This window comes from Rhodocaloribacter sp., from assembly GCF_056451265.1.
This window is the reverse complement of the sequence record NZ_JBWOPL010000072.1, coordinates 1-15,811: the sequence shown is the minus strand read 5'-3', so window position 1 is coordinate 15,811 and position 15,811 is coordinate 1. Positions and strand designations below refer to the sequence as shown.

General features: G+C 63.9%; 13 protein-coding genes. 8 read left to right on the top strand and 5 right to left on the bottom strand.

Features of this window, described 5'->3' with window-relative positions; translation table 11 throughout:
* From AC1HIY_RS13320 to AC1HIY_RS13310, 3 genes are all read left to right on the top strand, one after another.
* Positions 1 to 251 (top strand): sensor histidine kinase (locus AC1HIY_RS13320; RefSeq protein WP_479577239.1); only part of this gene is annotated, 251 nt, incomplete at its 5' end.
* A 242-nt stretch (positions 252 to 493) separates the two neighbouring features.
* Positions 494 to 2,941 (top strand): sensor histidine kinase, encoded by a 2,448-nt coding sequence (locus AC1HIY_RS13315; RefSeq protein ID WP_479577238.1) that lies wholly within the window; start codon positions 494 to 496, stop codon positions 2,939 to 2,941.
* Positions 2,942 to 3,055: 114 nt separating this feature from the next.
* Positions 3,056 to 3,415 carry an STAS domain-containing protein gene (locus AC1HIY_RS13310; RefSeq protein WP_479577237.1) on the top strand — a complete coding sequence of 120 codons (360 nt, stop codon included), beginning with the start codon at positions 3,056 to 3,058 and terminating at the stop codon, positions 3,413 to 3,415.
* 241 nt (positions 3,416 to 3,656) lie between these two features.
* Here the strand turns inward: AC1HIY_RS13310 and AC1HIY_RS13305 are convergent, their stop codons facing one another.
* The gene (locus tag AC1HIY_RS13305; RefSeq protein ID WP_479577236.1) at positions 3,657 to 7,718 is read right to left on the bottom strand and encodes a two-component regulator propeller domain-containing protein; all 4,062 of its coding nucleotides are present in this window, start codon (positions 7,716 to 7,718) and stop codon (positions 3,657 to 3,659) included.
* Between the two features lie 328 nt (positions 7,719 to 8,046).
* On the opposite strand from AC1HIY_RS13305, the gene AC1HIY_RS13300 reads away from it, so the two are divergent.
* Positions 8,047 to 9,750, top strand: coding sequence for an NAD+ synthase (locus AC1HIY_RS13300; RefSeq protein WP_479577235.1), 1,704 nt, complete (start codon positions 8,047 to 8,049; stop codon positions 9,748 to 9,750).
* Positions 9,751 to 9,841: 91 nt separating this feature from the next.
* Here AC1HIY_RS13300 and AC1HIY_RS13295 read toward each other — a convergent pair whose 3' ends face one another.
* Both AC1HIY_RS13295 and AC1HIY_RS13290 read right to left on the bottom strand, forming a co-directional pair.
* Positions 9,842 to 10,051 carry a cold-shock protein gene (locus tag AC1HIY_RS13295; RefSeq protein WP_479577240.1) on the bottom strand — a complete coding sequence of 70 codons (210 nt, stop codon included), beginning with the start codon at positions 10,049 to 10,051 and terminating at the stop codon, positions 9,842 to 9,844.
* 287 nt (positions 10,052 to 10,338) lie between these two features.
* Positions 10,339 to 10,998: a class I SAM-dependent methyltransferase gene (locus AC1HIY_RS13290; RefSeq protein ID WP_479577234.1), complete on the bottom strand. Its 660-nt coding sequence runs from the start codon at positions 10,996 to 10,998 to the stop codon at positions 10,339 to 10,341.
* Between the two features lie 399 nt (positions 10,999 to 11,397).
* Here AC1HIY_RS13290 and AC1HIY_RS13285 point away from each other — a divergent pair, with 399 nt between their 5' ends.
* The 3 genes from AC1HIY_RS13285 (at position 11,398) to AC1HIY_RS13275 (ending at position 14,013) form a co-directional block, all read left to right on the top strand.
* Positions 11,398 to 12,354, top strand: coding sequence for a hypothetical protein (locus AC1HIY_RS13285; RefSeq protein ID WP_479577233.1), 957 nt, complete (start codon positions 11,398 to 11,400; stop codon positions 12,352 to 12,354).
* Complete coding sequence (gene mutY, locus AC1HIY_RS13280) at positions 12,351 to 13,469, top strand: A/G-specific adenine glycosylase (RefSeq protein ID WP_479577232.1); 1,119 nt, start codon at positions 12,351 to 12,353, stop codon at positions 13,467 to 13,469. The genes AC1HIY_RS13285 and mutY overlap by 4 nt, the downstream gene beginning before the upstream one ends.
* Positions 13,470 to 13,572: 103 nt before the next feature.
* The gene (locus tag AC1HIY_RS13275) at positions 13,573 to 14,013 is read left to right on the top strand and encodes a hypothetical protein (RefSeq protein WP_479577231.1); all 441 of its coding nucleotides are present in this window, start codon (positions 13,573 to 13,575) and stop codon (positions 14,011 to 14,013) included.
* Positions 14,014 to 14,071: 58 nt separating this feature from the next.
* Here the strand turns inward: AC1HIY_RS13275 and AC1HIY_RS13270 are convergent, their stop codons facing one another.
* Together AC1HIY_RS13270 and AC1HIY_RS13265 are read right to left on the bottom strand one after the other, a co-directional pair.
* On the bottom strand, positions 14,072 to 14,563 hold the full coding sequence (locus AC1HIY_RS13270) for a DUF4199 family protein (RefSeq protein ID WP_479577230.1): 492 nt from the start codon (positions 14,561 to 14,563) through the stop codon (positions 14,072 to 14,074).
* 162 nt (positions 14,564 to 14,725) lie between these two features.
* Entirely contained in the window at positions 14,726 to 15,241 is a 516-nt protein-coding gene (locus AC1HIY_RS13265; protein ID WP_479577229.1) for a DUF2085 domain-containing protein, read from the bottom strand.
* Between the two features lie 225 nt (positions 15,242 to 15,466).
* Here AC1HIY_RS13265 and groES point away from each other — a divergent pair.
* On the top strand, positions 15,467 to 15,811 hold a 345-nt coding region (gene groES, locus AC1HIY_RS13260), incomplete at its 3' end, for a co-chaperone GroES (protein WP_479577228.1).

The following is a 15,811-nucleotide window of genomic DNA, read 5'->3' as shown; positions in this document are numbered from 1 at the left end:
AGGTGACCGTCGCGACGCGGCGGGTGGGCGAGGCCGTGGAGATTCGCGTGGCCGACAACGGGCCGGGCATCCCCGAGGAGGTGAAGGCCCGGATCTTCGAGCCGTTTTTCACGACGAAGCCGACGGGCAGCGGGACGGGCCTGGGGCTGAGCCTCTCGCACGACATCGTGACGCAGGGCCACGGCGGGACGCTCACGGTGGAGAGCGCGCCGGGCAAGGGCGCGGCGTTCGTGGTGACGGTGCCGGGATGAGAGAAGAAGGAAACCTGACCCCTTTTCTCCAGCAATGACGTTTCTCTATCCGGAGGCCTAATCTTAAACATCGCACCGACGTACAACCGGATGCAACGGAGCACCCGTCGAGCCGCAATCCTATCGCGAGGCGCAACCGACCGGCGATGCCCACACGTCGCGGATGACTCGAAAGAGCCTCCCCGGACGACCCCGGCGCACCTTCCACCGGAGGAACGCCTCCCCAAACCGTGCGGCATGCAATGATCGACTTCCTGTTCGCCCCCGCCTCGGTCCCCTTTCTGACCCTGTGCCTTCTCAGCCTCACGGTTTTCGCCTACCTGCTCAGCGTGCGGGCCAAAAGCGACGCGACGTGGTGGCTGGCGGTCGCCTTCAGCGGCCTTGCGCTCTGCACCCTGTACGGCTTCCTTGCGGCATCACTCTTCATCTTCCCCGATTCGCAGTGGCTCGATTCAGGCCAGCTCTTCATGATCGGCGCGGGGTTGTTCTACTGGTCCTATCTCCAGTTTGCCTATCGTTTTCTGGTCAACCCCTTCCCCCGCGAAGCGACGCGTGTGCTTGCGGTTACGGCCGCGCTTCTGCTCGCAAGCCTCGCCGCGACCGGTCTCTGGGCCTCGGCGCTGACCTTTTCCTTGCTGCTTTACCTCGGCTTTTTCCTGTGGACGACGGGCGTGCTCCTGCGTAAGTGGCGACACAGCGCACGGCAGCCGCCGTCCGAGCAGACCGCTCAAACGCGGCGGGCATTCCGGGCCTTCGCCCTGATCAACATGTCGCTCCTGGCATCGGCGGCCCTTGGTCTGGCGGGCATGGGCGGGTCCTTGCTTTTCGTTGCGGCGGGGTTCGGCTTTTTCTTCGGCATCGTCGTAGTCTACCTCAATTATGCTCCCGAGCCTACCAGTTTCCAGGTCAAGCTCATCGGCCTCTCCCTCGTCACGGTGCTGGCGCTTTTGACGTCCGTGGTGAATGTGCTCAACGGCTTCTCGGTCGAAGACTTTGCCACCGATCTCCCGCCCCGTCAGGCGCTTCGCTTCATCCCATCGGCCGCGGGAGGCTACGTAGCGACGGCTCTTCCCTATCACTACGAGAGCGATCTCGGCGAAGACCTTCAACTGGGCGACGACACCGCCGAACCGATGTCCTTCGGCTTTTCGTTCCCCTTTTTCGGCAAACGTTATGACCGGCTCTTCGTCAGCGCGAACGGGATCGCCACCTTCGAAGAACCCATTTACCGGAAGGCGAGCCCCCGATATCGCACCGAGTACTTCTTCAACGACCTCGCCAAGCTCGCCCCCCTCTACGTCAACCTGGACCCCTCGGCGGGCGGCGGGGTCTTTTTCCGGCAAGCGCCGGATCGCGTGGTGCTTACGTGGCACGAGGTGCCGCAACGCATCACGAAAGATCTCCACACCGTGCAGATGGTTCTGCACCGAAGCGGCATCATCGACATGGTCTACGACCGGGTGGATGTCGCGCCCGTCGATGGGATGCGGGGGCTCATGCCGGGCTCGCCCCCTTTCACCTCGGCGTCACTGGCGCGGGGCCTTCCCTACCGCATCCCGGTCGGCTCGGCCCGTATCGAAAACTTCGAGTGGGATTTCCGGCGACGAGCGCATCGGGCCGTACTGCCGTTGATCGGGCTGGTGCTGGGAGCCACGTTCCTCGTGCTGGGCATTTTCCCCTTCATCTTCCGAAGCAGCCTCGTCAAACCCCTGGAACGCTTGATCGACGGGGTGCAACGCGTCAACGCGGGCGACCTCTCGGGCAACGTGCCCGTCGGCGTGCACGACGAGATCGGTCGGCTGACCCAGCATTTCAACCGGATGACGGGTTCTCTGAAACGGTATAACGGGGAGATGGAAGCGCTCGTCGCCGAACGCACGGCCCAGCTCGAGCGGTCTTTCAAAGACTTGCAGACGACCCAGGCACAGCTCATTCAGGCCGAGAAGATGGCCTCGCTCGGCGAACTCACGGCCGGCATCGCACACGAGATCAAAAACCCGCTCAACTTCATCAACAACTTTGCCGAGATCAACGAAGAACTCGCCGAGGAAGCCGTCGAAGTCCTCGAAGCGGGCGACACCGCCGAGGCCTGCGCACTGCTCGACGACCTGCAAAAAAACGCCGCGAAGATCGCCCAGCACGGCAAGCGCGTCGACGGCATCGTGCGCGCGATGATGCAGCACGCCCGCGGCAGCGGCGGCACGCATGAGACGGTGGCCCTCAACGCTTTCGTCGACGAATACCTCGGCCTCGCCTATCACGGACAACGCGCCCGCGTGCCCGATTTCAACGCCGAGATCGTCCGCGACTTCGACGAGGAGGCCGGCTCCGCCAGGCTCATGCCGCAGGAAATCGGGCGCGTGCTGCTGAACCTGCTCGGCAACGCTTTCGACGCCCTCTACGAGCACGCCGCCTCCCGGAACGGACAGCGCCAGCCCCGGGTGACGGTCTCGACGCGGCGCACGGGCCAGACCGTGGCGATCCGTGTGGCCGACAACGGGCCGGGCATCCCCGAGGAGGTGCGGGACCGCATCTTCGAGCCGTTTTTCACGACGAAGCCGGCGGGCTCGGGGACGGGTCTGGGGCTGAGCCTCTCGTACGACATCGTGACGCAGGGGCACAACGGGACGCTCACGCTCGAGCGCGCGACGGGCCGGGGCGCGGCGTTCGTCGTCACGCTGCCGGGATGAGGGCCGAAGCGGCGCATGACCCCTTCTCTCACGAAAAGACGTATGTCTCCCTGAAGAAGGTCGGAGAAATCCCGCCGGCTCAAACTCCAGTCCGTCCACCTACTCGAAACAGCCATGAGCTTCAACGTCAAAGACACCTATCACGCCACGGTCATCGGCATCTCGGGGAAATTCCTCGGCAGCCTCGAAGGCGACCGTTTCAAGAGCATTCTCGATGACTGCAAGACGCAGGGAAAAACGCATCTGGTCCTCGACCTCGCCGAAGCCGAGTTGATGGACTCGACGGCCATCGGCTTGCTCATCGCCGGCCTCACCTCCATGCGGCGCGTCGGCGGCGACATTCGCCTGGCCAACATGAAGAAGCGCATCCGCAACCTCTTTCTGATGACGCGGCTGCTCGGACCCGTCTTTGAGAGCTACGATTCGCTCGAATTGGCTGCGGCGAGTTATCAAGCCCCGTCCGTCGAAGCCTGAGCGGAGACGATCCCCTCATCCGGCGCACGATTCGCCGGGGCGAGGGGGATCGCACGCGCGGATCGGAGCACCTCATACGGGGCGTCATGCCCGCGACCATCATGCGTTCGGGCTCGCGGTGAAGCCGGAAGCCGGGCGCACGGTAGCGTTGCGGGGAGGCCGTGCCCATGGGGTGCTCGACGCCCGCCCGGGGTAGCGCGTCGAGCACCCGCATCCGGTTGGCGATGACGGTTGGCGCCGCTCACCCGGCATGCTCATCCAGGGGCGTCCGCGGGGGCAAGCGGCACCGTTCGAGCGCAGCCACGAGCATCTGAAGCTGAAGCGGCTTGCTCACGTAATCGTCCATGCCCGCTTCGATGCATTGCCGTCGATCCGACTCCATGGCGTTGGCCGTGAGCGCGATGATGTGCGGACCTCCCTCCGGCCCGCGACTCGCCCGGATGCGCCGCGTGGCTTCGAGGCCGTTCATCACGGGCATCTGCACATCCATCAGCACCACATCGTACGGCACCTTCTCGAGCGCCCGAAGCACCTCCTCACCGTTCACGGCCACATCGGCGCGGTAGCCGAGGCGTTCGAGCAGGCGGAGTATCACGCGCTGATTGACCAGGTTGTCCTCGGCCACGAGGATCCGCCGGGGCATGCGTCGTCCCATCTCCGGATCAAACGCGGTGCGCCGCGAGGGACGGCGCGAGATAGGCTCAGAGGCGTCAAAAGCGGCGACGAGGGCGTCGTAGAAGTCGGCGCGACGAACCGGCCTCGACACGGGATACGTGCCCGGCACTGCCTTCGTGTCGATGCGGCGGCAGAGGTCGTTGAGCAGGATGAGCGGCGTCCGGCGGCCTTTGGGATGGAGACGGAGCACCTCGATGACCGAAAGGCTGTCGAGGTCTTTCAACCTCATGTCGAGCACGATGGCGTCGAAGACCGGCGCTTCGCTGATGAGCCGGAGCGCCTCCTTCCCCGCACCGACGGCCAGCGTTTCCACGCCCCACGCTCCGGTCATCTCCACGAGCGCCGTGCGCGCCGCTTCGTTGTCGTCGACGAGGAGCACGCGGCGACCGGCGAGCGGGCGCGTCTCCTCCGCTTCGTCCCCGGCTTCGACGGGCTCGGCGCGGAAGCTGAAATGGAACGTCGAGCCTTTGCCCTCCTCGCTTTCCACCCAGATCTCCCCGCCCATTTTTTCACACAGGCGCTTCGAGATTGCCAGCCCCAGCCCGGTGCCGCCGTACTTGCGCGTCGTGGAGTTGTCGAGCTGCGAGAAGGCTTTAAAGAGACGATCCCGCCGATCCTCCGCGATGCCGATCCCGGTGTCGCGCACGGCCACGTGCAAGAGCGACCCCTCCCCTGCCGAAGCGAGATCCACCGTCATCTCCACCTCGCCCTCGTCCGTGAACTTGATCGCGTTCGAAAGCAGATTGACCGCGATCTGCCGCAGTCGGGTCGCATCTCCCTGGATACGCCGGGGCACGTCCGGAGCGATGCGGAGGGCCAGGTCGAGTTCTTTTTTGCAAGCCCGCACCGCCACCACGTCCATGGCCGACTCCAGGCACGCGACCAGATCGAAGGGGAACGACTCGAGCTTGACCTGACCGGCTTCGATCTTCGAGAAGTCAAGGATTTCATTGATGAGCGTGAGGAGGCTCTCACCGCTGGCGCGGATCGTCTCGACGCATTCCGCCTGCTCGTCGTTCAATTCCATATCGAGCAGGAGACTCGTCATACCGATGACGCCGTTCATAGGCGTGCGGATCTCGTGACTCATATTGGCGAGGAAGGCGCTTTTGGCATGCGTCGCCGCTTCCGCTTTCTCTTTTTCCCGCGCGAGGTCGCGCACGGTAGCTTCGAGTTCGGCAGCGTTCCGCCGGAGTTCGAGCGTTCGCGCCCGCACGGCCTGCTCGAGCTCCACCGACCGCCGCTCATACTGACGAATGCGGAGCCGGAGCGCTCCCCCGAGCCCGACGAAAAGCAACAGCCCGATGATCACGAAAAACCACGGCTCCTGATAAAAATACGGCTCCAGATAAAAGCTCAGCGCCGCACCATCCGTGCTCCACCTGCCCGCCGCGTCCCCGGCGATCACGCGAAACCGGTAAGGGCCGGGCGAGAGGCTGGTATAATAGGCCGCCCGGCGCGTGCCGGCCGCGGTCCAACCCGCATCGTAGCCGTCGAGTCGGTACCGGAAGCGCATCTTCTCCGGCGACCTGAAGCTGAGCACGGTGTAATGGATCTCGAGCTTGTCCTCTCCCGGCGGCACGACGATTTTGCCCGCGTGCACATCCATCTCGGTATCCCCCACGATCACCCGCTCGATGACTACCGGCAGTCCTTCGGAGCTGTACCGCACGTCTTCTCGCTGCACCTCCACCGCCCCCGACATCGTCGCGAACCAGAGTTTGCCGTCCCGGCTTTTCCAGGCGGCGGGCTGTGCGGCATTGCCCTCCACGCTTCGCAGCCCGTCTTCCTTGCCGAAGGCGACGGCGCGCACCGCATCCCGCTCGCCCCGAGCGAAAGCATTGAGGTCCGCTTTGGAGACGAAATACAGCCCCCGGTTGCTGCTGATCCACAGACGGCCCTCGTCGTCTTCGAGGATGCCGTGCACCACATCGTCAAAGAGCCCATCCGCTTCGGTGATGACCGCGAACCCTTCATCCGAGAAGCGGGTGAGCCCCTTTCCGTAGCTTCCGAGCCATAACACGCCGTCCGTGTCTTCGAAGATGGTGGTGACGAAGTCGTCGGCCAGACCGTCGGCGGTCGTGTACGTGGTGAAGACGCCGTCCTCGAAGCGCGTCAGGCCGCCGCCGCGGGTGCCGATCCAGAAGTTGCCCTCCCGGTCTTCGTGAAACGTCCACGGGGTATTGCTCGGCAGGCCGTCGGCGGTGGTATACGTGGTGAAGACGCCGTCCTCGAAACGCTGCAGGCCGCCTCCGTTCGAACCGATCCATAGAACGCCGTCGCGGGTCGCATAGAGGGCCCGGACGAAATCGTTGCCGAGGCCGTCGGCCGTCGTATAGTTGGTGAAGACGCCGTCTTTGAAGCGCGCCAGCCCCGTGCGCCTCATACCGATCCAGAGCGCGCCCGTCCGGTCTTCGCACAGCGCCCAGATCGAGTTGCCCGCCAGCCCGTCCGCCTCCGTATACACGCGCAGTTCGCCGTCCTTCAGGCGCGCCAGCCCGCCGTTCATCGTGCCGATCCACATGCTGCCGTCGCTTGCTTCGAGGATCGGACGGACGCGATCGTCGCCGAGGCCCTCCGGAGCGCCCCAGACGGAGAACCGGCTGTTTTTGTACCGATTGAGGCCGCCGCCGAGCGTGCCGACCCACAGGTTGCCCTCCCGGTCCTCGAGGATCGACCAGACGACGTCGCCGGAGAGCCCGTCCCGGGTCGTGTGCGTGTCGAAGCGTCCCTCCCGCAGGCGCGTCAGCCCGCCGCCGTCCGTGCCGATCCAGAGCGTTCCCCGGCTGTCTTCATAGATCGTGTTGATGTGATCGTAGGAGAGGCCGTCGGCGGTCGTGTACGTGGTGAAGACGCCGTCCTCGAAGCGCGCCAGTCCGCCGCCGCGCGTGCCCATCCACAGCCGTCCCTCGTGGTCTTCTCGGATGGCCCACACGACGTTGCTCGGCAGACCGTCGGCGGTCGTGTACGTGGTGAAGACGCCGTCCGCATACCGCCCTGCGCCCGAACCGTTCGTGCCGATCCAGAGGGCGCCGCTCCGGTCCACGTAAAGCGCCACCACGGCGTCGCCCGGCAGCCCGTCGGCGGCGGTGAACGGCGTGAACACGCCATCCTGAAAGCGCACGACGCCCTTCCCCTGCACGCCGACCCACAATGCCCCGTCTGCCCCTTCGGCGAGGGCCGTGATGAAGTTTCCGCCGAGCCCATCTTCCGCCGTATAATTCCGAAAGAGGCCGTCCCGATAGGCGATGAGCCCTCCCGTTTGCGTGCCGATCCAGAGCGTTCCTTCATGGTCTTCCAGAAGCGCATACACCACGTTGTCGCGGAAAGCGGGCGTGTTCTTCCGGTCGAAAACGGTGAAGCGATTGCCGTCGAAACGCGCGAGTCCCTCATACGTCCCCATCCAGAGGTAGCCGTCTCGTGTCTGCACCAGGGCATTGACGGAGTTCTGCGGCAGCCCCTCGTCCGTGGTCCACACGTCATGCGCATACCGGGAGATGTCCCGGTCGGGATCGAGTCCCTGCGCCCGGCTCTCCCCCGCAAAAGCGAGCGCGAACGACGTCAGAAGCAGAATGAGTTCCAACCATGCCGGCGTTCGCCGGACGGAGAAACGGGTGAACGATGTCATCAGGAAAAGATTGCAATGGGCGAAGGCGGCGAATATATAGTCAAATCTGACGCCGTTCTCCCCCGTTCGCTCACTTTTTCGGAAAAATGGGATTATCTCCCATGCGCGCGCGCCGGAAACGGGCTTCCGGCGCGCGCGCCGCCGCCGGGAAACACGAAAGAGCGGAGGACGGCGTCTCCACAGCTCCTCCCGGAGAGGAATATTTTCCGGAAAAAGGGAACGGAACGTAGTCTGCCGCCCCTTCGTTCGTGTGAGCACGCTCGTGCTCTCGTCCCTGTCGAAGCCGGAACCGCTCCGTGCCTCGACGCCCACCCGGAGATCCTTTCGCATGAAAATCGCGCTTGCCCAGATCAACCCGACCGTCGGCGACCTGCGGGGCAACGCCCGGCGCATTGTGGAGACCACCCGCCGCGCTCGTGCGCAGGGGGCCGACCTCGTCATCTTTCCCGAGCTCTGCGTGACGGGCTACCCCCCGCTCGACCTCCTCGAGAACCCCTCCTTCATCGAAGCCGTGCAGCGCACACTCGATGGGATCGCGCGCGAGGTCCCCGACGATACGGGCGTCATCGTGGGCGCGCCCGTGCCCAACCCCGACCGCGTCGGCAAGCGGCTCTACAACACGGCGCTCCTCTTCGAGAACGGCGACCTCGTCGACTCCGTCCGAAAGACCCTGCTCCCGACCTACGATGTCTTCGACGAGTACCGGTACTTCGAGCCGGCCAGAGAGCGACACGTGGTCGTCTGGCGCGGCCGGCGTCTCGGCCTCCACATCTGCGAGGACATGTGGAATAACGAGGAGTATGCCGACTATCACCTCTACGAGGAAAACCCCATCGATGAACTCGCGGCGATGGGCATCGACCTCTTCGTGAACATCAGCGCTTCGCCGTTCTCACTGGGCAAGCACGCGCTTCGGAACGGCATCGTCGAGGAAATATGCCGGGAGCACGGGGCGCCTTTCGTCCTCGTCAATCAGGTGGGCGCCAACACGGAAGTGATCTTCGACGGCGACAGCCGCGTCCACGCCGCCGACGGCACGCGGCTGCTTTGCGCGCCGTCGTTCGAGGAGGCCCTCCTCCTCTGGGACACCGAGGTCGAGACCGGCCCTTGCCCGCTCCGGCACGAAGATGCAGCCGACCTCCACGACGCGCTCACGCTCGGCATCTGGGACTATTTCCACAAGACGGGCGCTTTCGACAAGGTCATCGTCAGCCTCTCCGGCGGCATCGACTCGGCGGTGACGTGCGCCCTTGCCGTAGACGCCCTCGGCCCGGAGCGCGTCCGCAGCGTGACGATGCCCTCACCCTATTCCTCGCCCGGCTCCGTGGAGGACTCGCTCGCGCTCGCCGAAAACCTCGGCATCCCGTGCCCCGTCATCCCCATCACGCCCGCCGTCGAGGCGTTTCAGAAGATGCTCGAGGACCAGTTCCGGGGAACCGAGCCGGGTACGGCGGAAGAGAACATTCAGGCGCGCGTGCGGGGCGTGACGCTCATGGCGCTTTCGAACAAATTCAACTATCTCGTCCTTTCGACGGGCAACAAGAGCGAGATGTCCGTCGGATACGCCACGCTTTACGGGGACATGAGCGGCGGGCTGGCGGTCCTCTCCGACGTGTACAAGACGCAGGTGTACGAGCTCGCGCTGCACATCAACGAGCGCGCCGGGCGGGCGGTCATCCCCATAAGCACGATCATGAAGCCGCCCTCGGCGGAGCTTCGCCCCGGCCAGCTCGACACCGACGCGCTCCCGCCCTATCCCATCCTCGACGAGATCCTCCGCCTCTACATCGAAGAGCGCCTCGACCTCGACGCCATCGTGGACGCCACCGGGCACGCGCCGGAGTTCGTGCTCCGCATCCTTCGCATGGTGGATCGGAACGAGTACAAGCGGCGGCAGGCGCCGCCCGGCCTTCGCGTCAGTTCGAAGGCGTTCGGTCTCGGACGACGGCTGCCCATCGTCATGCGGTGGAACCGCGAAGAGATCCGCGCCATTGCACACGGCGCCGTGACCTCCGGGAACGCGGACGCCTAGCCGTTCCCGGTACGCACCTCCCGCCTCAAACGCGAAAAGCCCGGCCAGATGACCGGGCTTTTCGCCGTACTGCTATGCAACGTGTGAACGATTAGTCCACGCGCTGAACATTGGTTGCGCTTAATCCCTTCGGGGTACGCTCCACATCATACTCAACTTCTTCTCCATCACGGAGGCCGTCGTCCCAGCCGAGACCTTCAACGTTGTTGCGGTGGACGAAAACGTCTTTGCTTCCGTCGGAGGGTTCAATGAAGCCGAAGCCTTTCTCAGCATTGAACCATTTTACTTTACCGTGTGCCATAGTACCTTGGGTGTCTTCACTGAGCACGCCTGACATAACCAACCTGGAGCATCCCGAAGAGACGGAGTCGTCCCAAAGAGACCGATCGAAAGGGGGAATGAAGGCGAGACAGTGAGGTGTATAAAGGATGTTAAGAGAGTCAGCGAACCAGCCATTGCGAGCGAGGTTCCCGTCGAGGAAAGATTTGTTCGGAAAAGATGACGGGGCGCCCCGATGAGCCGGATTCCGTACCTCCCGGGTCGCCGTCCCCAATGACGGCTGAAGCGCCTCGTGGGAGGTGTCCCGTTTCAGCGTCTTACCGCGACGAGCACTTCGGAGGGCGCCCCAAAGCGCACGACCGTCGCACGATGCCGCACGTCCCATACTCCGCCGACGTACGTTTCGAGCGTGATGGGACGACAGCCGCCCACCAGCGCCGGACTCAGGCGGTGCAGCAACGTCCACCCTTTCATGACAAGCTTCGACGCGAGGGTGGTTCCGCGTGTGAGGCTCACGAGGCCGAGCCGCCCGCCCGGTTCGAGCACACGATGCGCCTCGGAAAGGAGCGTCCGGATGTCCTCCGCGCCCAGCAGATCCAGCACGTAGGTCGAGAGGAAACGGTCCACGCCGGCGTCGGGGAGATCCAGGCGGGGCGCGCCGTCGGTCAGTCGCACCTCGGCGCGATCCCCGAAGGGCGCCAGCCGTCTCCGCGCCAGCGCGACCATGGTGGCGCTGACGTCTACACCAAGATAGCGCGCGCGCTCCGGGAGGCGTTCCCGCATCAGCGTTTCCGCAAGCCGGCCCGTCCCACAGCCGAACTCGCATACGCTGCGCGCCTCATGAAGCGCCATGTGACGGAGCATCTCCTCGACGGCATCGTCTTCGTAAAAGCGCTGCCAGTCCTGCCGTGCGCCAAAGCGGTCATAAAAGGCACGCGCCTGCTCGTGACTGAAAAGGGCGTCGCGCATCGGCCTTCCCGTTGGGCGGGTTCTACAAGTTCAGGTATAAACGCAGCGGGGCGCAGCCGGACTCCCGAAAGCGCCGCCTTCTCTCCTTTTACTCATAACCAGACCCTTATTCCCATCCCCCGAAAGAAGCGCACGAGGATGCTTTTCCGATCCCGGCTCCACCCTCGACACGGTTATTTAAGCACACTTGGGGAACGCCTGTTCATCGAGGCAATCCTGGCTCCCGCTCCCGTTCGAAAACGGGTTTTCATCATTTTCGGCATGTTCAGGGGCGTTTCCCGGCGATCCCCCATGCGCGATGGACTTCACCCGGCGCCGCGCAAACAAAGCGGGGCATGAAGGGTTTGAGGGATTTCCACGTTCAATGTATTCGGTTTTTCCTCGATAAGCCGTTCTCCCATGTCTGTTCGTCTTTTGATTTCCGTTGCCTGGCTGATGGTTTTTTCGTGTTCGAGCAGCCACAACGTCGAGCCGGAACCCTCATCCGATGTGCCTCTTCCGGCGTCTGAAACCCCGACGTTTGGCCCACGCGAGGATCGGGGGCTCGTCGCATACGATGAGCTCCGGGAGGCTTCCGGGCTCGTCGCAGGGCAGGTGAATGAAGAGGTGCTCTGGACGCACAACGACTCGGGCGACGAAGCTCGTCTGTTCGCTATGGGCATGCACGGAGAACACCGGGGGATCGTCCACCTGGCCGGGATCACGGCGGTGGACTGGGAGGACATCGCCATCGGGCCGGGTCCGGAGCATGGACGCGCCTACCTCTACGTGGGCGACCTCGGCGACAACCTCCGAGTGCGTGACGTGAAATACGTCTACCGCCTCCCCGAACCCCGCCTCCCATCTTCGGGAGCACCCATCGACACGACGGTCTCCGACGTAGAAACGATCATGCTCCGCTACCCCGACGGCCGCCTTGACGCCGAGACGCTCCTGGTCGAGCCCTCGACCGGAGATCTGTACGTCGTCACCAAGCGGAGCACGACGGTCAACGTCTATCGTGCTCCCTTTCCACAGCCGATCTCCACGCCGATCATGATGGAGAAAGTGACGACCCTGACGCTCGATCCCGTCCCGGGCATGGGGAGTCCCGGACAGGGCGCGGTGGGCGGCGACATCTCCCCTTCCGGCCTTGAAACGCTGGTCAAGACGTACACGAAAGTGTTTTTGTGGACACGCACCGGTCCGAATGCTCCGTTGTTTTCCCGTGCTCCCACGGCGGTTTCCTACACCGTCGAGCCGCAGGGGGAGGCCGTCGCCTGGGCCGCCGACGGAAGCGGCTTTTTCACGCTGAGCGAAGAACGGAACGACATCCCCGCCCGCCTCTACTTCTACCCGCGCCGATCTGCCCCATGAGCTCAACTCCCACGCTCAGCGACGCGCACCTGCGCGCTTTCAGGCAAGCGTTGATGGCCTGGTTTCGCCGATCCGCTCGAGAAATGCCGTGGCGGAGCACGAACGATCCATATCAAATCTGGATCTCCGAGATCATGCTCCAGCAGACCCGCGTCGATCAGGCAACGCCGTATTATTACCGCTTCATCGAAGCGTTCCCAACCGTTCACGCCCTCGCCGAAGCCTCTCTCGACGACGTGCTCCGACTCTGGGAAGGACTCGGCTATTATTCCCGCGCGCGCAATCTCCACCGGGCTGCCCGCATGATCGTCGATGACTTCAAGGGACGCTTTCCCGACACGTATGCCGAGGCCCGAAAACTCCCCGGCGTCGGGCCCTATACGGCGGCGGCCGTGCTTTCCATCGCCTTTGGCCGGCCCCACGCCGCCCTTGACGGCAACGTGACGCGCGTGCTCACCCGCGTCTTCACCATCCCTGCAGACGCCCGGTCTCACGCCGTCCGCAAGCGCCTTCAAACCCTCGCCGACGCCCTCCTCGATCACTCGCTCCCGGGAATATTCAACGAGGCGATGATGGAACTCGGCGCGACCGTCTGCACACCCTCTGCGCCCGGCTGTCCGGCCTGCCCGCTCCGAGAGGTATGCGGCGCGTTCGCCGAAGGGGCTCCCGAAGCCTATCCCGTGCGTTCGAAGAGCGCGCCACGCCCCCATTTCGACGTCGCCGTCGGGCTGATCTTCAATGCCTCGGGCGAGGTGCTCATCCAGAAACGCCCGGAAGACGGCCTCCTCGGCGGGTTATGGGAGTTTCCGGGCGGCAAGGTAGCACCCGGCGAGACGTTCGAAGCAGCCTGCCGACGCGAAGTGCGGGAAGAGCTCGGCATCGACGTGGCGGTGGAATCGGCCTTTCACCGACTTTCCCATGCCTATACGCACTTCAAGATCACGCTTCACGCCTTCCAGTGCCGTCACGTCGCGGGCGTCCCGCAATCCCTCGAAGGGCAACCCGTGCGGTGGGTCGCCGTCGAGGCCCTGCCGGAGTACGCCTTCCCCCGCGCCAATCGCCGCCTCATCGAACGCCTGATGGACGAACGTCGCAATCCCTCACACTCTGTTTGAAGTATGCCCGCGCCTTGCGCCTCGCTCGCGAGGGCGCGGGCTTTTCGTTTCCCCCTCTTCTCCGTACATTGCCCTCCACATCCATTTGCCCTCACCCGAAAACATGGATTTCGAAAACGTATTCTGGCTCTTCCTGCTCGTCGCCTATCTGGTGCTTCAGGTGCTCGGGAAGAAACGTCGGCAGAAGAAGCCGCTTCCCCTCCCCGAGGGGGAAGTCCCCCCCGCGAGAACGGAAAAGCGCCATACCCTCGAAGAGGCGCTTCGTGAGATCCGTCAGGCCCTCGGCGCCGAGACGCCCCGGCACGCACCGGAACCCGCGCCCTCCCTCCCGAAAAAAACCGCCCCACGAGCGCGTGCTTCCTCTCCGAAACCCTCTCCGCCTCCCGGTCTGACTGACGTGGCCCCGTCTTTCCTCCGCCGACCGACTCCTCAACCGATCCCGCTCTCCCGACTTCGGAAACATCTCCGCGAGGCCGACTCCGCGCGTGAAGCCATTCTCCTCACCGAAGTTCTCGGCCCGCCGCTGAGCCGTCGACGCCGATAACCGGAAAAAAGGCCCCTCCGGTGATCCGGAGAGGCCTGAAAACGATCATTGCCTTCGGTCAAATCGCCTCTTCCGGCGTCTCGCCGCCTTTCTTGAAAAGGGCTGCGCCAATGGCCCCGCCGATGGCTCCGAATACGGCATAAATGATCAGGTTTGCACCGTACCACTGCGACTTGAGATAGTTGGAGATCGTGACCGGCTCGTTCAATTTTGCGATGGCCTCCTCATACTGCTCGGCCGGCATGTTCTCTCTAAACCGTTCAAGCATGAATTCCGCGACGACCTGATCGGCGCGAATGCCCATCTTCATGAGGATAAAGTTCAGCACGAAAGCGATCAGCCCTCCCACGACGGCAGCCATGGCCCCGATGGACGCTCCCTGTCCGGCGGGAATCGTCAGGTCGTACGTATCGGTGTAGTGCCAGACGGACACGACGGCCCCGATCAAGACCCCCGCACAACACGCCATGTTGATGAGACCGAGGTACGAGGTGCTCAGAAGACCCACTACGAGCCCGCCGAGAAGAATCGATTGTTGTTTGCTGTGCATAGTTTTTCCGGTTAAAGAAGGTTCGGACGCATCGCCGGAACACACATCCCCCCTCTTTGCCGATGCGAAACACGCGGAAGGGAGATAGAAAATAGCAAGCGGCCCGTGGAAAGAAAAGCGTGCCGGACGCCCCGGGCATCCCTTTCCGGGGACAAGGTCTGCTCATGCTTCCTGCTCCGGAGGAACGCGCGTCCGGGCGGCTCTGGAGAGAACGATCTCGATCACGCCCCGCGCGACGAAGTACCCCGCCACGATGCCGAAGACCAGTCCCGTGAGCAGTCGGCTGTGCGGGGTGTTCGTCCAGAAGCCGAGCACGTCGCCGAGCCAATCTATGCTGAGCGGGACCAGCGAAGCGGCCAGCACCACCGGCGCACGGCGATACAGGAATGCATCCCAGCGGTGCATGACGAGGAAGGCGACTACGGCCAGGAACAGCCCCCAGTAGATGCCATAGCATCGGTGGCAGACCGCCAGCGCCACACCGTCGATCCGGGGAGAGCGATCCGGGAGTTGATGGCAGACCCCCGAGAAACCCGTCATGAGGAGCGAGCGCGTGGAGGCTCCCACGAAGGGCGGCAACGTCACCAGCACGACGAGCAGTCCCGTGAACACGAGCGCAAGCATCCATCCCCACCAGAACCGAGACCGCGCCGCCTCTCCGTATTCCAATCTGGACATTCCGATCTTGAGCTCTCCGAAGCGTCGACCTGAGGGAAGGTCTATCATGGGTGCTCTCGGCCGTTCATGGAAAATTAATGCGCTTATCGGGGCTATTCAGGTCGATTTCGCGCATGTCCCTTCCCCCCTTTACGGAACAGTCGCCGAGCGGGTCGGTTTATACGCAGCGGTTCATCTTCGGATGCATTTTTTTTTGCCCCGCAGGTTGGCACTCTCCACGGGGAAGTGCTAACAACCCGAAATCACCACCCCTCTTTTCAAGCGTTACATCGATCTAAGCAGGAGGTACACCATATGTCCATCAAACCGCTCGGAGACCGCGTCGTGGTCAAGCCGGAACCCGCCGAAGAAAAAACGGCGAGCGGCCTCTTTATCCCCGACACGGCCAAAGAGAAGCCCCAGCGCGGGACGGTCGTTTCCGTCGGTCCGGGGCGCGTCGAGAACGGCACGAAGATCGACATGACCGTCAAGGAAGGCGACACGGTGCTCTACGGCAAGTACGCCGGCACCGAGATCAAGCTCGACGGTGAGGACTATCTCATCATGCGCGAGTCCGACATCCTCGGCATC

What these genes read in the sequence shown, in the direction of transcription:
- AC1HIY_RS13315 (WP_479577238.1), top strand. Translation starts at nt 494, where the DNA reads ATGATCGACTTCCTGTTCGCCCCCGCCTCGGTCCCCTTTCTGACCCTG.
- AC1HIY_RS13310 (WP_479577237.1), top strand. Translation starts at nt 3,056, where the DNA reads ATGAGCTTCAACGTCAAAGACACCTATCACGCCACGGTCATCGGCATC.
- AC1HIY_RS13305 (WP_479577236.1), bottom strand. Translation starts at nt 7,718, where the DNA reads ATGACATCGTTCACCCGTTTCTCCGTCCGGCGAACGCCGGCATGGTTG.
- AC1HIY_RS13300 (WP_479577235.1), top strand. Translation starts at nt 8,047, where the DNA reads ATGAAAATCGCGCTTGCCCAGATCAACCCGACCGTCGGCGACCTGCGG.
- AC1HIY_RS13295 (WP_479577240.1), bottom strand. Translation starts at nt 10,051, where the DNA reads ATGGCACACGGTAAAGTAAAATGGTTCAATGCTGAGAAAGGCTTCGGC.
- AC1HIY_RS13290 (WP_479577234.1), bottom strand. Translation starts at nt 10,998, where the DNA reads ATGCGCGACGCCCTTTTCAGTCACGAGCAGGCGCGTGCCTTTTATGAC.
- AC1HIY_RS13285 (WP_479577233.1), top strand. Translation starts at nt 11,398, where the DNA reads ATGTCTGTTCGTCTTTTGATTTCCGTTGCCTGGCTGATGGTTTTTTCG.
- mutY (WP_479577232.1), top strand. Translation starts at nt 12,351, where the DNA reads ATGAGCTCAACTCCCACGCTCAGCGACGCGCACCTGCGCGCTTTCAGG.
- AC1HIY_RS13275 (WP_479577231.1), top strand. Translation starts at nt 13,573, where the DNA reads ATGGATTTCGAAAACGTATTCTGGCTCTTCCTGCTCGTCGCCTATCTG.
- AC1HIY_RS13270 (WP_479577230.1), bottom strand. Translation starts at nt 14,563, where the DNA reads ATGCACAGCAAACAACAATCGATTCTTCTCGGCGGGCTCGTAGTGGGT.
- AC1HIY_RS13265 (WP_479577229.1), bottom strand. Translation starts at nt 15,241, where the DNA reads ATGTCCAGATTGGAATACGGAGAGGCGGCGCGGTCTCGGTTCTGGTGG.